The 16897-nt window shown below is 63.4% G+C and carries 12 protein-coding genes and 1 pseudogene; 6 read left to right on the top strand and 7 right to left on the bottom strand.

The annotated features are described in order from the left end of the window. Nucleotides 1-32 precede the first annotated feature (32 nt). Nucleotides 33-362, top strand: a complete 330-nt coding sequence (locus RJ05_RS27745; RefSeq protein ID WP_026529636.1) for a hypothetical protein — start codon at nt 33-35, stop codon at nt 360-362. 331 nt (nt 363-693) lie between these two features. Next, nucleotides 694-1602 carry a DNA adenine methylase gene (locus tag RJ05_RS27750; protein WP_036542736.1) on the top strand — a complete coding sequence of 303 codons (909 nt, stop codon included), beginning with the start codon at nt 694-696 and terminating at the stop codon, nt 1600-1602. On the opposite strand, the gene RJ05_RS27755 is transcribed toward RJ05_RS27750, so the two are convergent. Then, complete coding sequence (locus RJ05_RS27755; protein ID WP_026529634.1) at nt 1553-3070, bottom strand: hypothetical protein; 1518 nt, start codon at nt 3068-3070, stop codon at nt 1553-1555. The genes RJ05_RS27750 and RJ05_RS27755 overlap by 50 nt on opposite strands. 520 nt (nt 3071-3590) lie before the next feature. On the opposite strand from RJ05_RS27755, the gene RJ05_RS29640 reads away from it, so the two are divergent. Beyond that, on the top strand, nt 3591-5312 hold the full coding sequence (locus RJ05_RS29640; RefSeq protein ID WP_051619731.1) for an OLD family protein: 1722 nt from the start codon (nt 3591-3593) through the stop codon (nt 5310-5312). Further along, complete coding sequence (locus tag RJ05_RS27765) at nt 5309-6931, top strand: UvrD-helicase domain-containing protein (RefSeq protein ID WP_036542739.1); 1623 nt, start codon at nt 5309-5311, stop codon at nt 6929-6931. The genes RJ05_RS29640 and RJ05_RS27765 overlap by 4 nt, the downstream gene beginning before the upstream one ends. Before the next feature lie 353 nt (nt 6932-7284). Here the strand turns inward: RJ05_RS27765 and RJ05_RS27770 are convergent, their stop codons facing one another. From RJ05_RS27770 to RJ05_RS27790, 5 genes are all read right to left on the bottom strand, one after another. Beyond that, complete coding sequence (locus RJ05_RS27770; RefSeq protein WP_081597590.1) at nt 7285-8778, bottom strand: DUF1214 domain-containing protein; 1494 nt, start codon at nt 8776-8778, stop codon at nt 7285-7287. Nucleotides 8779-8787: 9 nt separating this feature from the next. Then, the gene (locus RJ05_RS27775; RefSeq protein WP_051016998.1) at nt 8788-10062 is read right to left on the bottom strand and encodes a DUF1254 domain-containing protein; all 1275 of its coding nucleotides are present in this window, start codon (nt 10060-10062) and stop codon (nt 8788-8790) included. A gap of 83 nt (nt 10063-10145) precedes the next feature. Further along, the gene (locus tag RJ05_RS27780; RefSeq protein WP_036542745.1) at nt 10146-10772 is read right to left on the bottom strand and encodes a TetR/AcrR family transcriptional regulator; all 627 of its coding nucleotides are present in this window, start codon (nt 10770-10772) and stop codon (nt 10146-10148) included. 80 nt (nt 10773-10852) lie between these two features. Then, a complete protein-coding gene (locus tag RJ05_RS27785; RefSeq protein ID WP_036542746.1) occupies nt 10853-11602 on the bottom strand; it encodes a DUF8020 domain-containing protein in 750 nt (249 codons plus the stop codon). Between the two features lie 91 nt (nt 11603-11693). Further along, on the bottom strand, nt 11694-11936 hold the full coding sequence (locus RJ05_RS27790) for a hypothetical protein (protein WP_181062433.1): 243 nt from the start codon (nt 11934-11936) through the stop codon (nt 11694-11696). Nucleotides 11937-12455: 519 nt separating this feature from the next. Between RJ05_RS27790 and RJ05_RS27795 the strand changes: the two genes are divergently transcribed. Both RJ05_RS27795 and RJ05_RS27800 read left to right on the top strand, forming a co-directional pair. Further along, nucleotides 12456-14018, top strand: coding sequence for a hypothetical protein (locus RJ05_RS27795; protein ID WP_036542795.1), 1563 nt, complete (start codon nt 12456-12458; stop codon nt 14016-14018). Nucleotides 14019-14059: 41 nt separating this feature from the next. Next, nucleotides 14060-14812 (top strand): annotated as a pseudogene (locus RJ05_RS27800) (SDR family oxidoreductase). A gap of 153 nt (nt 14813-14965) precedes the next feature. Here RJ05_RS27800 and RJ05_RS27805 read toward each other — a convergent pair. Then, nucleotides 14966-16405, bottom strand: a complete 1440-nt coding sequence (locus tag RJ05_RS27805; RefSeq protein WP_138445559.1) for a hypothetical protein — start codon at nt 16403-16405, stop codon at nt 14966-14968. Nucleotides 16406-16897 lie beyond the last annotated feature (492 nt).

A 16897-nucleotide genomic window follows, 5' to 3' on the forward strand; every position in this document is an offset into this window, starting at 1 on the left:
CCGTCGCGCTATGACGAGGAAAGAGGCCTGCAATGCTCCGGACGTCCGTGGCGCTCAGCGCACGAGGCTATGGCGTACTCCGCTACGCACCCACGAACCTGCTGCTCAACGCGATCCGCACACGGCGCGGCCTGAAGTGGGGCGTCCCCGCGATGCTGCTCGCCGGGGTCTACTTCTACGCCGCGGCGATCTGCACCACGATCATCAACGACGGGGGTCCCGGTTGGCTCTACCTGCTGGTCCTGGTGTTCGTCTGGAACGCCTTCAAGTTCCTTTGGATCGGCCCCGTCAGTCTAATCCAGCTCATAAGTGTCCGTGCGGGGGAGCGTCGCGAACGGCAACCGGTGCCGTCCTCGCGGTGACGCGCAGGCGAGCCCACCGCGCCATAGGGCACTGACCACGACACAGTCGCATTCGGTTGGCGCGTCCCTTCACGGTGTACCGCATCGATTCGGCGTGTCGATGGCTCTGTGATGTCGTTACGAGTAGTATCCGTTACATGCAGGACTTCACGAGCCTGAGCGACGCGGGCCTCACTGACGTTGATCGAGCGCTGCGTCATGAGCGGCTACGTCGCCGTAAGGCGTGGCGTAACTGCGAGCGCTGCGATCAGGCGTTCCTCGGGCGAGGTGATGCGCGCTTCTGCTCGGCTCGCTGTCGAGTCGCCGCGCATCGAGCGGGGAAGGAGTCCTGATGAGTGACACGCTGCGGGTTGTCGCGTCACGTCGGTACGGAACGCTCTCGCCGCTCCGCTATCCGGGAGGAAAGGCGGCGCTCGCTGGCTTCTTTGGCGACATCATCGATGCTCTCAGGGTCGAGCGCGCACGTTATATCGAGCCATATGCCGGTGGCGTGGGAGCTGGGATTGCGTTGCTCCGTGAGGGCATTGTCGAAGAACTGGTTATCAACGACATTGACCCTGCGGTGTACGCCTTCTGGAAATCTGCGGTCGGAGACAATGCCAGCTTCGTTGAAATGGTTGCGTCCGTCCCACTTACGATCGCTGAATGGCAGAAGCAGCGAGAGATATACAGATCGCGCGATGAGCGAGATGCACTCCGCCTCGGGTTCGCCTTCTTCTTTCTGAACAGGACCAATCGTTCAGGGATTCTGAATGCCGGAGTTATCGGCGGTCAGCGGCAGGAAGGGAGATACAAGATTGACGCCCGCTTCAATCGCGAAACGCTCATCGAACGATTGACTGCGATCGGAGGCTTGGCCGATCAGATCACGGTCTCAGACCTTGACGGCAGGACAGTGATCCAGCGTTACGCTCAGGACGATCGAGCATTTATGTACATCGATCCGCCCTATGTTCAGGCGGGGTCTCAGCTCTACCTCAACGCGTTCGACGGGCGCGATCACACAGCCCTCGCGGCGATCGTCAATACGGTGGAGAAGGCGCACTGGCTCATGACGTATGACACGGCTCCACTGATTGAGAAGCTGTATCGCGAGCACTTCCAATGCCGCTTGGAACTGACCTACTCCGCGCGGTATCCGGGGCAGGCCGAAGAACTGCTCGTTGCATCGCCCGCGGTCGCCGGTGTGGTCAAGGCGTTGCAGGGGCAGACTGTAATGGCGGACGCAACAAGCGCCTGAGCAGCGGATTGACCACCTTCCACGCCTGCCGAACGTCCTCTGCGGTCACTGACGCATCTGCGCTGTGCGCGATGAGATTGAACCACTGGATAGAGCCATGTTTGTGGGCGTTTCCCGACTGTATGGCGCCGATGGTCGATTTGAGAGTCTTCTCCGAGCCATAGGTTTGCGCGACCACTTTGAAAACCGCACTCAACTCGCCTGTCGCGGGCGTTGCAGAGCCCTCGAAATGGACCTTGATGGTGGCTTCGAGAACAGAGCGCAATAGGATCGCGGACGCGATAGGCAAGTTTCCCAGGTTGATCCGTCGTAGCTCGAAGTAGCGCAGTTTGAGGTTCAGTGGTGCGTTCTCGTAGTCGAGGCCAGACAGATCGAGCGTGTCCTTTGTGTCTGGATGGTTCGGTCCACGGCTTCCTGCTCCGCTCGGAGGCTCAGGCTGGGGTGGCGTTGCCCCGCCGGTCGCGCTACCGGGACCGCTTGGAGGCATTCCGTGGCTGACACCTTGCGACGGTCCAGGCGGAGTCGGTGGTGCGGGCGCGGCGGGTGATGGTGTCGGCGTTGCTGTAGTGGGTACACCGTTGAGACGGTCCACGAACGGCTGGTAGGCGTCATCACGCTTCTTGAGCTCCGGAGAGCGGGTGTTGAGCCTTCCAGCGCGAAACTCCCCGACTAGATACTCCAATGCACCGAGCTTCTTCTTTGGAAGTTTCGACGCGATCTTTTCGGGAGTTGAGGACCGAGGAAGCAACATGCCGTCTCTATCGAACTCCACCCCGATCGCAGCCGCGATGTCCTTACTTCGGTACGCGTACTCAAAGGCCGACATCGCCAAGTCGTCGCTGGCGGCGTACTGCCGGAGGGTGTGATCGGAGAATGGCGCAGCGGCAAGGAAGCGTCGCATCACAGCCATCTTCATGAACCTTGCGACCTCGACATCGGGGTACTGCGCCTTGACGTCCTCCACAGTCGTCTGGTCGTCCACGAGTGAGTAGTAGAAGGTTGCTTGTTGGTCGCGGCTCCACCGCTTCTTGGAGATGCCAGTGTGCAGTCGGGCAACGTGCGGGGCGGCGGTCGCGCGATCAGGCGCCACGATCACGCGGATTCGCTCGGGGAGGTTTTCTGCCTCGACTGCGTACCGCTTGAGCAGTGAGCGAACCTCGGCTTCGTGACCAGGCACGATCGTCGGGTCGTAGAGAGCCTTGAGTGCGCTGACGCGCCGGTTGCCTTCCAGGACGATGTACGAAGGCGGCTCGTCCCGTGACTCCGCCGCGATCACGATCGGCACCTCGTTGTCGAAGTAGCCGTCGCGAAGGATCAGCCGCGCCGCGCCGAGGACGTCCTCGGAAGCGAACAGATACTTCAAGGCTCCGGCTTCATCGTCGCGACGAGTCGGGATGCGGTAGTTCTCCAGGTCGAGCAGGAGCCGGCTCAGCTCGACCTCCACGATGGGTAGCTGCTCGTAAGCCATGTCCAGCCTCGTCTCGATGATCCGTCCGGCGATCTACGCCCTCGGTGCCGAACGGACGAGAGCTGTCGTTCAGTCCTAACTGTAGCCGCGCTGTTTCGCGATCGGGCTGAGACACGTCGAGGCGCATCAACCGAAGCTCCTCTGACGCGCGAACGCACGAACTGGTTGCCATAGGCGCCCGTGACGTCGTGACAGTTCTCGACGCGGGCAGGCGCCCAGGCACGGGACCACGGTCATGCAAACCATGCAGCCTGCCGGCGACGCCGCGTGGTCGCGTGAACTGCGGAACCAGACGGAAACGAGGCCGAGCTGCCACTTCGGACGCTTGTACGGAACCTGTCGTCGCGTGTCTTCACGGGACGGCCATGGTGCGTCGCCGCCTGGTACTGACCACAGTCCGTGGGACGATAGGCATGGGAGCCGCCGGTTCCGAGCGGGAGAAGGTCCGTTGATTCACGCTCATCGTCCCGTTGCGAGCCGAGCGCTCAGCTTGCATCGGGGGGTATGCAAGGAGTAGCCAATGAGGGTCGCGCGCATCCGTATCGGACGTTTCCGGGGTTATCGCCATGCAGCGCTCGTGGTGCCAGAGAACATGGTGCTTGCAGGTGAGCCGCAGGCGGGCCGCACTGACATCGTCGAGGCCCTGCGCCGGGTTCTCGACGCCCGCAGTACTCGGTCCCGCGTGAATCCTCTCGACGTCTACCGACCTGCTGACGGCGATGAAGAGTCCTTGACGGAGGTAGAGGTGACTCTTCTCGACCTCGGGGAGGACCTCGAAACTCTTCTCAGCGAGAATCTGGAAACGTTCGACCGGGCAACCGGGGAGATCGCCACGCCAAGCAACGCGGGCGACGCGGTTCTGGGCGTACGTCTGTGCTATCGCGCACGATATGACCTCGATACGGACACCGGCGAGCACTGGGTCGATTACCCGGCGCGAAGTGATCCCGCTGCCGGTGTGTTCAAGAAGGCGAGCCGGATCGAGCGTGAGTCTCTGCCTGTCCAGTTCGTTGACAGTGCGCCGGCTCTCCAGCTGCGGGCAGAGGGAGTCCTGAGAGCACTCCTTGCTGATGCCGATCCTGGTGGCCTGGACAGCGCCCTCACCGATCTGGATTCGGCCGTCCATGCTGCAACCGGGTCGTTCTCTGAGACGGAGGTGGTCACTAGCGTTCTGGATAAGGTCATTGATTCCGGACCGCAGACTCTCTTCGGTATCGATGACTCCGCCGACATCAGTTTTCTGGCGGATGACGGTTCTATGGCTGCCCTCCTCAGAGCGCTTCAACCAGCGATCTCGATGGGTGCGGCCGGGGCCCTTCCCGTCCGTTCCCAGGGGTCGACTCTCGAGAGTGTGCTCTCGGCCGCTGAAGCCATCGCAGCCGCGCGAGATGCACAATCAGGCGTCGTCATCATCGGCGATGACTTCGGAGATCGCCTTGACGCATCGTCATCTGAACACATGGCGCGGCTCATCCACGTAACGGCAGGGCAAGCGATCCTCACAACGCGCCGTCCTGAGGTAGTACGAGCATTCGATCCCGGTGAGCTGGTTCGGCTCACGGTCAGCCACGGCGAGAGACGACAGCACCAGCTCTCTGCAGTCACGGACAAGACGGGCCGAGTCAACCGGAGGCTCATCCTGGAGCAGCTTCTCGCAGCGCTGAGCGCGAGAACCGTTGTCCTCCTGGAGGGGCCGCTCGATGTCGAGGGGTACGGCGCGCTCGCGTCGCGGCTCTTCCGGAAGACGAACGAACCGCACCACAGCCTCCCCGCTAACGGCATCCGCCTGGTCGCCCCGCCAGGGTCAGACGGAGGAGTTACCCGGCTCCCAGCCATTGCCGAGATCGCCCTTGAACTCGGATTCCACGTCCGAGCGATCGTCGACAATGACAAGCCAGGACACGAAGATCCAGCAGTCGGAGTCCTTGCAGGAATGATCGAACAACTCGTCGTGCTTCCCACTCGCACCGCCGTGGAGGCCGCACTCATCCGCGGCGTACCCGGAGATCAGCTCCGAGAGACGGTCGAGACCCTGGAAGACTTCGGCATGCCCGCCCTGCCACCCGATCTCGGCGACGACGACATCGCGGACCACCTCATCGCGACGAAAGTGATCAAGAAACAGGGGCTAGGGGCAGCCTGGGCTCACGCACTGACACGACAGCCGCCGATCGCGCGGTCCGCGATCGAAGCAGTCTGCGGCGATACGCTCGGACGCATCGACATCCCTGATCTACCATGACATTCGCCCCGCAGAACCCGGAGCAGCAGCGAGTCGTAGCGACGCAGGCCGAACTCACTGTCGTGCTCGGCGGAGCGGGTGTCGGAAAGACGACCAGCGCGCTCGCCGCAGCTCACGCCCATCTTGAACGAGTAGCAGAAAGCGAACCCCACGATCGGGTCCTGTTCCTCTCGTTCTCTCGTTCCTCGGTGGCGCGCATAGCCTCCCGCGCAAACGAGATTCTCGGCCGCCGAGGCTCCCAGGTGGACATCATGACGTTCCACTCGCTCGCGTTCTCCGTGGTCCGGAGATTCGGGAATCTGGTCGGACACGGCGACGCCGTCCTCGTCAGCCCCGCTCGCGAGAAGCTCGGGCTGGCCCAGCACGAGATCGGATACAGCAGGCTCATCCCGCTCACACTCGAAATCGCTCAGGCCGCACCTGCTGTCGCAGAACACCTTCGCACCCGATGGGGCCTCGTAATCGTCGACGAATTTCAGGACACCGGCGATGCGCAGCAAGACCTCCTTCAGCTGATTGCCCGCGACAGCAGGCTGATACTGCTCGGCGACCCGAACCAGTGCATCTACACGTTCCTCGCCGAAGACGGCGTCAGAGTGGAGCGCATCGATGAAGCCTGCTCGGCCGCTGGGACAGAGAACACCATCCTGCTGCCAGAAACCTCCTTCCGAGACCCCTCCGGGATCATCCCGGCCGTCGCCAACGCCATCAGGGGACGCCTGTTCGACTCAGAGGCCATCGCGGCCGCCATCCAGGACGAAAGACTGGTCATCCAAGACGGAATACCACTCTCCGACGAGACCAGTCACGTCGCACGGGTCGTTAGCGAGTTAGCCGCGAAAGATATGGGCGTGGCAGTATTCACGCACCATAACGACATGCTCGCGGCTCTCTCGGATGCACTTGAAGCCGACGGGATCGAACATGAAGTTGCCGGTCTCAGTGACGCGCTCGCCGCCGCCCTCGACGCCCAGACTGCGATGGCGCGATTCCACACCGGCGATGGCACCTGGGGAATTGTTCTCGAAGCGATAGCCGTGTTCCTGACGAGCGCGCAACGTGGGCAGAAGGCGCCCCCCATCGCGTACCAGGTGATGAACGGTTCAGGCCCCACGACCCTGCAAGCTCGCCTGAGCGCTCTTCGAGAGCGTCTCTCCGAGGCGGGGTCCATTCGGGAGGTAATCGAGGTAGCGGCGACGGCACACGACGCGCTCGGACTACCGCAGAAGTCGGGCGCCTGGCAGCAAGCAGCAACCCTGCTCTCGGTGATGTACGCGCGAGCGGCACGCACGAGCAGCGCCCGCGATGACCGTCAGATGGTTGCAGCGATCTGTGCGGAAGCTCGTGAGGCGAGTTACGCGGCGCTCACGGACTCGGCGCTGAGCCCGCGAGAGGTTCAACTAATGAACCTCTACCAGACGAAGGGACGCGAGGCCGACGCAACCGTCGTGGTGTTGCGGGAGGGAGACTTCATGGGCTACGAATCAGAACCGTTCCCCACAACAAGTCGGCTCCTCTACGTGGTCTTCTCCAGAGCCAGACACAAGATCGTCGTGCTGCTCGTGGGCAACAGGTTCCACGCCGCCGTAGCGCCTCTCGCGGCTCTGGCCGCGAACTGAGCTTGCCTACGAGGGGGACCAGAAGGGGACCAGAATCATGCAATCCATGCATCCCGTGACGTGTTCTGCATGATCTGACGCCCGGAATCACGCGGAATCCGGGCAGGCCGAAGCCGTTTGGACGCCTGGGGGTCAAGTGGTCGCAGGTTCAAATCCTGTCAGCCCGACCAGAAAACCCCTTCCGACCTGGGTCGGAAGGGGTTTTCTCGTTGTTGGGGCCGGTTCGCGGATTAGAGCGTTCTCACAGAAATCTCACGTTTCACCCCGCCGCCGCGCGCCCGCTCTTCAGGGGGGCTGCCCGGTCCCTGCGGGTTGGGAACCCGGTCGACGGAGTCGGTTCGTCTGCCCTCTGCTCAGAGCGCGGCGATGTCAGGCAGGGGCCAGCTACCGGTGTAGTAGTCGGCCGTGGGGGCGTACAGACGGAACAGCACCAGAAAACCGCGTCCGGGCACGGTCTTGATCCAATTCTGTTCGCTACTGCCGGGTGGCAGCTTCGGGCCGAAATGCACATCTGTCGTGCCGTCCGGGTGGATGGTCGGATTCTTCAACGAGGAGATCGACGGCCGCCGGGTGTCGGTGGTGACGAAATGGAAGTCCTCGGCGTCATAGGCCGAGGCAGACCAGTACGCCAGAATCGGGGCCTTGGGCGGTACCCGCAGCACGTACTGCTTCGACCCGTCGAGGTAGGCGCCGGAGGAATCGCGGAAGCTGGTCAGATAGGCCGCACCGGAACCGATCGGTGGTGTGGCCCCCGGGTGGAGGAACTTCTGCATCGCGAATCCGAAACGAAACAGGGCGGCGCGCTCGTCTATCTCGGTCAGTGGACCGCGCTCCTGTGTGTGAGACTGCAAGCCGGTTGGACTTCTCCAGTGCGTCGCCGGGTAGGTGCTCGGGCGTTCCACGCGGGGATTGAATTCGAGGTTGGCGACCATCTTCCGGCCGGTGTCGGCGGCGCGAACCAGAATCGCTTTCGTGCGATCGTCCGGCTGGAATTCCCGTCCGGACTCGATGCCCAATGGCGCGAGCATGCCGAGCATGATCCGATCGCGCTCTTCGGGATGCTCCCGGGCGACCCATTTCGCCATGAGAGTGAAGTAGTCCAGACCGTGTGGAGTCAGCCCGTCGTAGTCATCGAAGTTCATCGGACGGAATCGGGGCGCGGGCGGGTTCGGTACCTCGGCATAGGCGAACATGTTCGTCTTCTGCAGGCGCGCGGCGGCGTCGGCGACGTTCTCACCCCGGTTGCGCACCGCGCGCAGGAACAGCATTCCGGTGTTCGTCTTCGAACGACACACGAAGTATCCCGTATCGGGCAGTGGGGCAGTGTGGCCGGGCGGAACAACCAGATATCGGCCACCGCGTCCACCATCGGGACCGGTACCACCGACGTCCTCGATCGGTCGCTGCCAGGCGTCGAGCAGCACCCCGTACTGGCCACCGCCAGGAATATCGACCACGAGTGGCCCGGTAGCGGAGAGGTCGAAGTAGGCAAAGGAATAGACGACGTCGTCATTGCCGGTCTGCAGCTTCTGGTTGACCTGTTGGAGCTCGTTGAAGATGAACAGCTCCAGAGGTGCGATACCCAGTCGCCGTGCGCCTTCTGCCATAGCGGCCAGCCCGACCAGCGGCTGCGCCCAGATGTAGCCCTGGACCGCCCGCTGATAGTCCAGCTCGTCGTACAGTTCGGCGGCGGTGTCGGCGCTCGGGTAATTGATGGATTCCAGTTCGAACGCCGAGTCGCCGGGTTCGTTCGAACCAGTCTGTGGTGCACTGGTTTTCACGCACGCGACAGCCGCGGTCGCGGTGCCTGCGGCAAGTGCGGTACTCAGCAATGTTCTGCGTTTCATCGATCGACCTCAATTGTTGGTGCGGACGGGTTTCGGCATCGGGTAGGTGCCGTCGAGGAGAATTCTGGGAACTACCGGTAGAAGGTTCGCCATATCGAAGGTCAAGGTGTAGCGGTGGTCGCCATCGAGGGTCTGACCCTGGCTGTCGTCGAACTGGAAGGCGATCGTGTGCGATTCGTAGGGCACCGGGGTCCCCCAAGCCACGTCATCGGCGCCGGCTTTCGCCACATAGTCCAGATCGTCGAAGAACAGGCTCGACTGTAGCCGCCAGCCGTTCATATCGATCTGGCTGTCGGCGAACGCCGTGCGCGCATTCTTCCTGGCCCGGTCGAATCCACGGTTCAACTGGTCTATCTGCGAATCGGAGAGCCCATTCGGATCGAACGTTTCGCCTGCACGCAGCCCGAGCGATTCCAGCCGTTGCAGGGTCTGCGTTTCCTTGACCGAGTCGGTGCGTTTGGTGATGCTCGGGTCGTTGATCGCCAGGCTCAGCAACTGGAGGTAATCGACCGCCGTCATCGACCTGCCGATATCTGCGATTTCCGACATACGGGGAAATGCCTCATAGTCGGCCTTGACCACCGGCTGCTGATCGAGGGGCGGAATCCGGCCGCCGTGCTCGGCCCACACACTCAGCGGCACCGCACCCACGCCGGTCACGACCGAACGCGCGGCGGCGAGGTCTTCCTCGGTACGAGTGGTCACCTCGACGCGCGTGGCGAGCACGAACGAATCAGACGTCGCCCGGATGATATTCGTTCCCGCGAAGCCAGGCGGCAGCTCACCGCGCCACCGTGGGCCGACGACCAGATACCGCTGGTCGGCGTCGGCACCGAACTGCGAACCCGCCGTGAAGAACCAGTCGGCATTGTGGTCGCCGAGTTGGACGCTCCAATACCGGTCGTCGGGAACCCGCGGCGTCTGGATCACGACCGGTTCCTCGGAGACATCGAAGAAGCCACCGCTGTACAGCGTCGATGCGTTCACGGTGGTGGCGAAGCGCATGCTCGCGTCGTAGAGCTGCACATCCGGCTTCAATCGATTGATGCCGCGATAGGCGGGTTGGCCTTCCTGCTGGGTGAACACGTACCGGAGTTCATAGAACCCGGCAATATTCAGACCCCAGTAGAAGGCATCCTCGGACAGCTGCGCAATCGCTTCATCGGATAAGCCGGGGTCGATCGGACCGGACGATTCATTCTCGCTGTTGGCGCAGCCCGCCACCATCAGTCCGAGCAGAGCCACAATGAAGAGGGCCAGCTTTCTCGTCAATACATTCGGCATGTCATTCCTTGATCAATCAGGGTTAAGTCGCATCGACTTAAACTCTGGGCGCGAAGGAGGCACGTCCCTCCGCGCACCCCTTGTCAGCAGGGACTGGAGACGGCCGTCGCCACGCCGGATATCAGCGTCTCTACCGCGCGGCGCGCGCCACGAGAATCCGTCTCCCCCAGTTCGAGTCGCTCCTCCAGGTCGGCAAGCACCGAGGTGACGATGCGGTTCATTTGATGAAAGCGCTCCGTCCGCTCGGCCTCGGGCAACTCCGCCAGCAGGTCATCGAGCAAGCGGTAGACCCGGAACGCTCCACTGACGTGGTCGTCGCCGAAATCCTCGATCTGCCGCCGCATCTCGGTGAGATGGCGATTGAGGAACCGCGCGTAGGCGTTGGCGCCACCGGATACCACGACAGCCTCGCCCAATGGCCGGATGAACGCATCGACCGAGCTGTGCACCGTATGCTCGGCACAGAGGTCGAGCAGCTCGTTGCGACGCATATTCAACGGCACCATGCGCAAGTCGTACAGTGCGCGCAGCAACGCGTGCTTGTTCTGGAAATGATATTGAACAGCCGAATTGTTGCGCTGCCCGGCGGCCGCCGAGATCTCGCGCATCGAGACGTGGGAAACCCCCCGCTCCGCGAAGAGTCGCTCGGCCGCCAACAGAATCCGCCGTTGCGCATCCGAGAATTCGACTCCCCGCGTAGCTCGCCACATGGCGACCCTTTCGCTAATGCACCCTGACTTAACGTTGGAGGTTCAGCATAGCGCCGCAGGCGGCCTCGCGGCGCCGAAACCTACTTCGGCTGCGGTGCGGGACGGAAGGGTTCGTTGATCGTGGTCTGGTATTGCACGAATGCCGCGATCGCGACCGGTGCGCCGACCATGATGGAGCCCGCCATCATGCCGATCGGCGACATCGCGCCCGCACCGATCAGACATCCGGCCAGCGGCCCCGCACCGAGCAGGGTCGCCAATGGACCGGTCAGTGCCGCACCGGCCGCTCCACCGAGCAGGCATCCGATCAGCCCCGATCCGACCGCGCCGACGATGGCGCCGACCGCCGCACCGACAGTGATGGTCTGCGTCATCCGGTTCCAGGCCGCCTGCTCGCGTTCATAGGGCGACCGCCACGGCGCACTGTCCTGGAAGGGGAGCGCTACCGGCGCATATCGTGCCCGCGCGGGGTCGAGAATCGGCGTCAGCGACGCCGTGTTGCCCTCGATCGCCACGTCGACCGGAAAGGCGATGTCGTCGATGTTCACTTCCAAGGGGACACCGGCCAGGATCCGTCCGTCGTTCGATCGGATCTGGAACTGACCGCTGTCGACGATGAGCTGCCCGGCGTCAACGGTGATGACGGCGGCGGCGCCATTCTTATAGGCCTTGTAGTTGACGCCGGGAACGATGCCGACATCGAGCACCCCGGATTGCGTCGAACCCTCCGATTCGGCGGGCGCTCCAGGGGCGGCGCCGGCGGCGGGGCCGGCGAAGGCGAGCGCGGCGAGCGCCACGCCGGCGGCACCGGCCATTTTTCGGATATGCACAGATCTCTCCTCATCTCGTGAAACACCGCGTCGAGTGACGTGGTGTCGGGCCGTCGTGGTCGGCCGACGACCAACCTGCCGGTCGTTGGGGTCACAGCGGCTCGGCCTGCTGCTCCGGCCGAAAGTCGCAGCGGGTGCGGGTGTAGATGGTCGGCATGGATTCGTCGCAGTGCACACACGCCGATCCGGTGCTCGTATCGGCCCGGATGCGGCGCAACAGATTCGGCTCTCGCAGCAATGCCCGGCCCATCGCGACGAAGTCGAAACCCTCCGAGATCGCTTGCTGCATTGTCGTGCTCAGCGATACCTCCGATGCGGTGACTGCGACTCTCATCCACGGCGGTATCGGCAATCTCTCGGGTTAAAGCATGATGACTTAGATGTGACCCACGCCGCAAGCTCATCCCGCTCAGCAGTCAGATTGCCCAGTACGCCGAGGTCGACGCATCTCATCAGCCACGGCGAAATGCCGTAGCCGACCACTGAGCGGGAAGTAGCTTGCGATCCAGGTCACATCTAAGGCAGCATGCTTTAACCCCATACAGGCCGGGCTTTGCGATGCGAACCCGTTCCCAATCCACCACTGCGCCCGGTAAACGAGCTGAAAGTCCCACGCCCACTTCGTATCCGAAGAGCGAGAGCGAATGTGCACACAGATTCTAAGACGAGTCGACTTAATCGAAAGGTCCCACCGATGAATCAGCTACCCCGACCGGTTCCACGGGGCCCGAGGCGGCATCCGGTGCGGATAGTCGCTGTGTTCGTGATCGTGGCGCTCGGCGCCGTGATCACAGCCTGCGCGGACGACCGTGTGTCCGCATCGTCATCCGGGACGAGTACCGATTCACCGGCGATGCCGCCCCGCAACCCCTGGCTCACCGACAGCGCCTACCCCATCAGCCACGTCAACCCAGCGGCAACGGACTCGGCCGCACTGGCCGGACCCGAGGTGGGCCGGCAACTCACCACATCGGATGTGCGCACGTCCCCGACGGTGTTCACGTCCAACCCGACGGTAAAGAAGGCCGGCACCGATTCGGTCATCTTCGCGGCCGGCGCACACGGCATCGATAAGTTCTACGCCACCGACGGCGTATTCGAGCCGGTCGGGTTCCTGCCCTACCCCGGGCATGAGGATGCCGCGGCGCGTGCCGACTCGACAGCGATTGCCGACCTGCTGGCGCGCACGGATGAGGCTTACCGCGCCAAGGATGACGCGCGGCTGCTCGCGCTGAGCGAGGACGCCGCTGCCCTGGGATTCAACCGGGACAATATCGCCAATGGCGCCTACAACATGATCGACCGCGACGGCTTCCACTACGCGGCGATCTCGGGAATGCGGATCATCAAGTCGACCGACGACAACGATCCGCACAAACCACTCCGCATCGACAAGGTCGTCGAGCTGAGTCGCATCCTGCCCGCCGGGTTGCCTGCGAATGTCGTGGCCGCGGTGTCGGATCCCGCCGCCAAGATCGTCGCGTTGGGCATGACCTATGACGGCCATATCGTCGCCGCAGCATCGGCGGCCCTGTTCCTGCTGGATCGTGACCTCACCATCAAAGCTGTGCTGCCGTTTCAGGGCGAGCAGATGGAGAACAATGTCGCCATCGACGAAACCGGCATCTATGCGGTCACTTCCCGTCACATGATGAAGGTGGTGTGGACCGGTTCCCGGCTGTCGACCGACGAAGCCGACGGTGGATGGGTGTCCGACTACGACACGATGTCTCCGGATCAGGCGCGTGCGGCCGGCGCATTGACGCTGTCAGGCGGTTCGGGGACCACACCGACGCTCATGGGCTTCGGCGACGATGCCGACAAGCTGGTCCTCATCTCCGACGCCAACCCCGACGGACCCAACCTGGTCGCATTCTGGCGGGACCGAATTCCCGAGGGATACACGCCACAACCAGGTGCGCGCTCCCCGCGCATTGCCGGACAGATCCCGATCGACGTCGCCGAGGTCACCATAGAACTGTCTCCCAATGTGGTCGGGTACGGAGCGCTGGTGGCGTCGACCGCCTATCCCGATCCGGTTCGCGATATCTGGGGCAACGTCTTCACCGCGGGTGTGACCCGGCCCGCGCCGAAGGGCCTGCAGAAATTCGTCTGGGATCCCGACAGTGATTCCTTCGCCAAGGCATGGGCCAACCGCGAGGTCGATAACAGCGATGTCATCGTTCCCGGCGTTTCGGCGGTCACCGGAATGATCTACGCCGCGAACAAAACCAACGGCACCTACGAGATCACCGGCGTCGACTGGAACACCGGCGAAACGTCGGCGCACTGGCCGTTCCCCGACGACAGCCGGATGTGGAACTGCTTCGGCGGCATCACCGCAATCCTCGACAACGGAGACCTGCTGGTCGGGGGCCTCTTCTCCATCAAGCGAATTCATGCCGGACCCGCATAGGTACCACCATCCGATTTTCCCACCCGACAGGAGACCACACGATGAGCGGACGCCTCAACGGCCGCGTTGCCCTCATCACCGGCGGCGCGTCCGGCATGGGGAGCTGCACACGCCCGGGCATTCATCCGGGAGGGAGCGCGGGTCACCATCGCGGACATCGCCGATGATGCGGGCCGCGCGCTGGCCGATGAGCTCGGAGCTGCCGCGACGTATCTGCACCTCGACGTCACCCGCGCAGGGCATTGGGAAGCCGCAGTAGCCGAAACACAACGCATCTTCGGAAAACTCGACGTGCTCGTCAACAATGCGGGAGTTCTCGACGGCGGACCGTTGGGAACCTATACCGAACGTCAGTGGGGGCGTGTGCTCAGCGTCAATCTCACCGGTCCGTTCCTGGGAATATCCGCTGCACGTGATGCGCTGATCGCGGCCCGACCGGCCTCGGTGATCAATATTTCCTCCGCCGCGGGCATCCAGGGTGTCTCCGGCATGCACGCCTACACCGCCTCCAAATTCGGTCTCCGCGGTCTCACCAAGTCCGCCGCCCTCGAACTCGCGTCGCACGGCGTCCGCGTGAACTCGGTGCACCCGGCGGAATCCTGACCCCGATGATCGCCGGCGAAACAACGGGCGCCCCGGCCATCAACCGAGCCGGCGACACGCTCCGACGCCTCGGTCTCCCCGAAGAGGTCACCGACCTCGTGGTCTTTCTCGCCGCCGAAGAATCCAGCTACTGCAACGGTGCAGAATTCGTCGTCGACGGCGGCATGACCGCCGGATCCACCTTCGGTTGATCAGATCGGCCGCCCCGCAGCACGGCGCTCGACGTCGTACACAATTCGCACGGTACGGTGTCCCAGCCAACTCGGTCGTACTACACGCACGGCTCGGTCGAGTTCGAGATCTGTTGCCATGGCCTGAATCATCGCGCGTTGTCAGCCCACCCTTCAGCGGCGTCGAATGCGGTGCACCACAAACGGCTCGAGATCATCAATGGCCGACTCCGGGTCGCTGCGATGATTCCAGCGAAACATGGCGATAGAGACCTCTTCGGGTGTGAAATCGATGATGGAGAAGCCGTTCTCCTCGATGGGGGCAACAATCTCTTCGGCCCGGAGGGTCGTCGATGGTGTCGGGAGAGTGCCGCGGAACGACGAGGGGAAACCAGGTCCGCCTGTGCCGGGTGTGCCACAGCACAGGGAGACAACCGGGTTGGCGGACAAATCGTGCCCGCGAGTAGCGCTGATGGTGCCGAGGGCGGATGCGTGCAGGTCGCCGCTGATGAACAGGGGGATACGGTCGGCGCGGGCCGAGGCGGCAGTGATCAGGCGGTCGTGCTGGTCGTGCCATCCACTCGGCCAGAATGGTTTGTCCATCTCGGCATGCAGCTGTCCGTCGTCGCCGAGGACATCGGGGTACCACTCGAGAAACTTGCCGGCTCCCCACAGAATGGGCGAGCTGGGCATGTGTGCGTAGTGCGCGGCGTCGGTACTTCGGGTCCGTTCGATCAGCCACCGTTCGATCGGCTCCGGCACCATCCGCGCGTCGGGGTGGCCGTCGCGGCCCGTTGCCCCGTTATAGTCGGGCTGATTCGGGTCACGGGTGTTGTTGGCCAGCCCTTTTGCGTTGTAGATCCAGCCTTCGAAGAGGTTGCCATAACGCAGCACTCCGAAATCCGGTGACAGTCCTCGGTCGTCGGCGAATCCGCTGGGCATGTCGGCATCGGTGAACAGCTCCGGATAGTAGAACTGCTGGGTGCTCCTGGCCGCGTCGACCATGAATGGGTCCGGCGGGAACGTCCGCAGATGGGGTCCCGCCTCATCGTTCTCGGTGTAGTCGTGGTCGTCCCGGACGAAATACACTGGAGTGGACCGCCAATCGACGCCGTAGAGGTCCGCGATCTGCGGCCCGAAGTCGCGTTTGAGGATCGGCTCGTTGACGGTGCCCTTGATCGGCAGTCCGCGATCGAAATACCCGCCACCGATCACCCCCGCCTGAGGCGAGCTGCCCTGAGCCAGCCCGCTGGGCATGGATCTGATGTCCCAGTACACGTGATCACCATTGGCATGCAGTGCATCCGGAGCGAATGACAACGCCCGGGCGAGTAGTCGCCGCTTGATCCGCAGTGGCTGGAATTGTGGCGCCACGGGTGGGTAGCCGGACATCGGCGCGAGGAATGCCTCTGGGCCGCCGGCGCACGTGATGGCAGCTAGCCGGAATCGCCGCGGTGCGGCGCTCGGAGCCGGGAAGGTGCGTAACGGCCACGGCGACGTGAGGGGTGCGCCCGCGACGTCGGTAAGACGCAATGTGTACTGACGGTCACTTTCCAGTCCACCGACATCGAAGGCGAAGCACTCGCCCGCCGTGTCGGTCATCGCGCCCGGCACGGGGACGTCATCGACTGTGAGCAGTGGCGGCTGGGCTATCGGTGCGTGCAACGACACCTTGATGAGGAATCGGTCATGGGAGGCCGTCGGCAGGATATGCCGGACGGGGCCGGGATCGAAGCCCGCGCCCTCGGCGCGCGCCGCCGGAGTCCGCACCAACGCCACACCCGCCGTCCCGGCCGCGATCGCTCCGGACCGCGTCAAGAAACGTCGGCGACTCCATCCGGTTGGTCTCTGCACTACTACTCGCCCTTCTTTTCTCAGCCTTGCCAACTTAGACATGATATACATGTTTATACGTTGTATCTACCATTTGGATGACGCAGCATCACCCCCGTGCTCCACTCCAGCCCGCTCGGAGATGGCGCGGATCGATGCCGCCGCCGGACCGCACTCGGCACAGAGGTCGGCCACATGTGCGAGAACGGCGGGCACAACCTCGTTCGACCCAGCGGAGCCATGGCGCGCGACGTCCCTTGCACGTCGTGTAGT

Origin of the sequence: Nocardia cyriacigeorgica NBRC 100375 (assembly GCF_000308555.1) — a bacterium.
GTDB classification, from domain to species: domain Bacteria; phylum Actinomycetota; class Actinomycetes; order Mycobacteriales; family Mycobacteriaceae; genus Nocardia; species Nocardia cyriacigeorgica.

Bases quoted from the DNA above. Each gene is read 5' to 3' on its own strand.
- RJ05_RS27745 (WP_026529636.1), top strand. From the start codon at position 33: ATGCTCCGGACGTCCGTGGCGCTCAGCGCACGAGGCTATGGCGTACTC.
- RJ05_RS27750 (WP_036542736.1), top strand. From the start codon at position 694: ATGAGTGACACGCTGCGGGTTGTCGCGTCACGTCGGTACGGAACGCTC.
- RJ05_RS27755 (WP_026529634.1), bottom strand. From the start codon at position 3,070: ATGGCTTACGAGCAGCTACCCATCGTGGAGGTCGAGCTGAGCCGGCTC.
- RJ05_RS29640 (WP_051619731.1), top strand. From the start codon at position 3,591: ATGAGGGTCGCGCGCATCCGTATCGGACGTTTCCGGGGTTATCGCCAT.
- RJ05_RS27765 (WP_036542739.1), top strand. From the start codon at position 5,309: ATGACATTCGCCCCGCAGAACCCGGAGCAGCAGCGAGTCGTAGCGACG.
- RJ05_RS27770 (WP_081597590.1), bottom strand. From the start codon at position 8,778: ATGAAACGCAGAACATTGCTGAGTACCGCACTTGCCGCAGGCACCGCG.
- RJ05_RS27775 (WP_051016998.1), bottom strand. From the start codon at position 10,062: ATGCCGAATGTATTGACGAGAAAGCTGGCCCTCTTCATTGTGGCTCTG.
- RJ05_RS27780 (WP_036542745.1), bottom strand. From the start codon at position 10,772: ATGTGGCGAGCTACGCGGGGAGTCGAATTCTCGGATGCGCAACGGCGG.
- RJ05_RS27790 (WP_181062433.1), bottom strand. From the start codon at position 11,936: ATGAGAGTCGCAGTCACCGCATCGGAGGTATCGCTGAGCACGACAATG.
- RJ05_RS27795 (WP_036542795.1), top strand. From the start codon at position 12,456: ATGCCGCCCCGCAACCCCTGGCTCACCGACAGCGCCTACCCCATCAGC.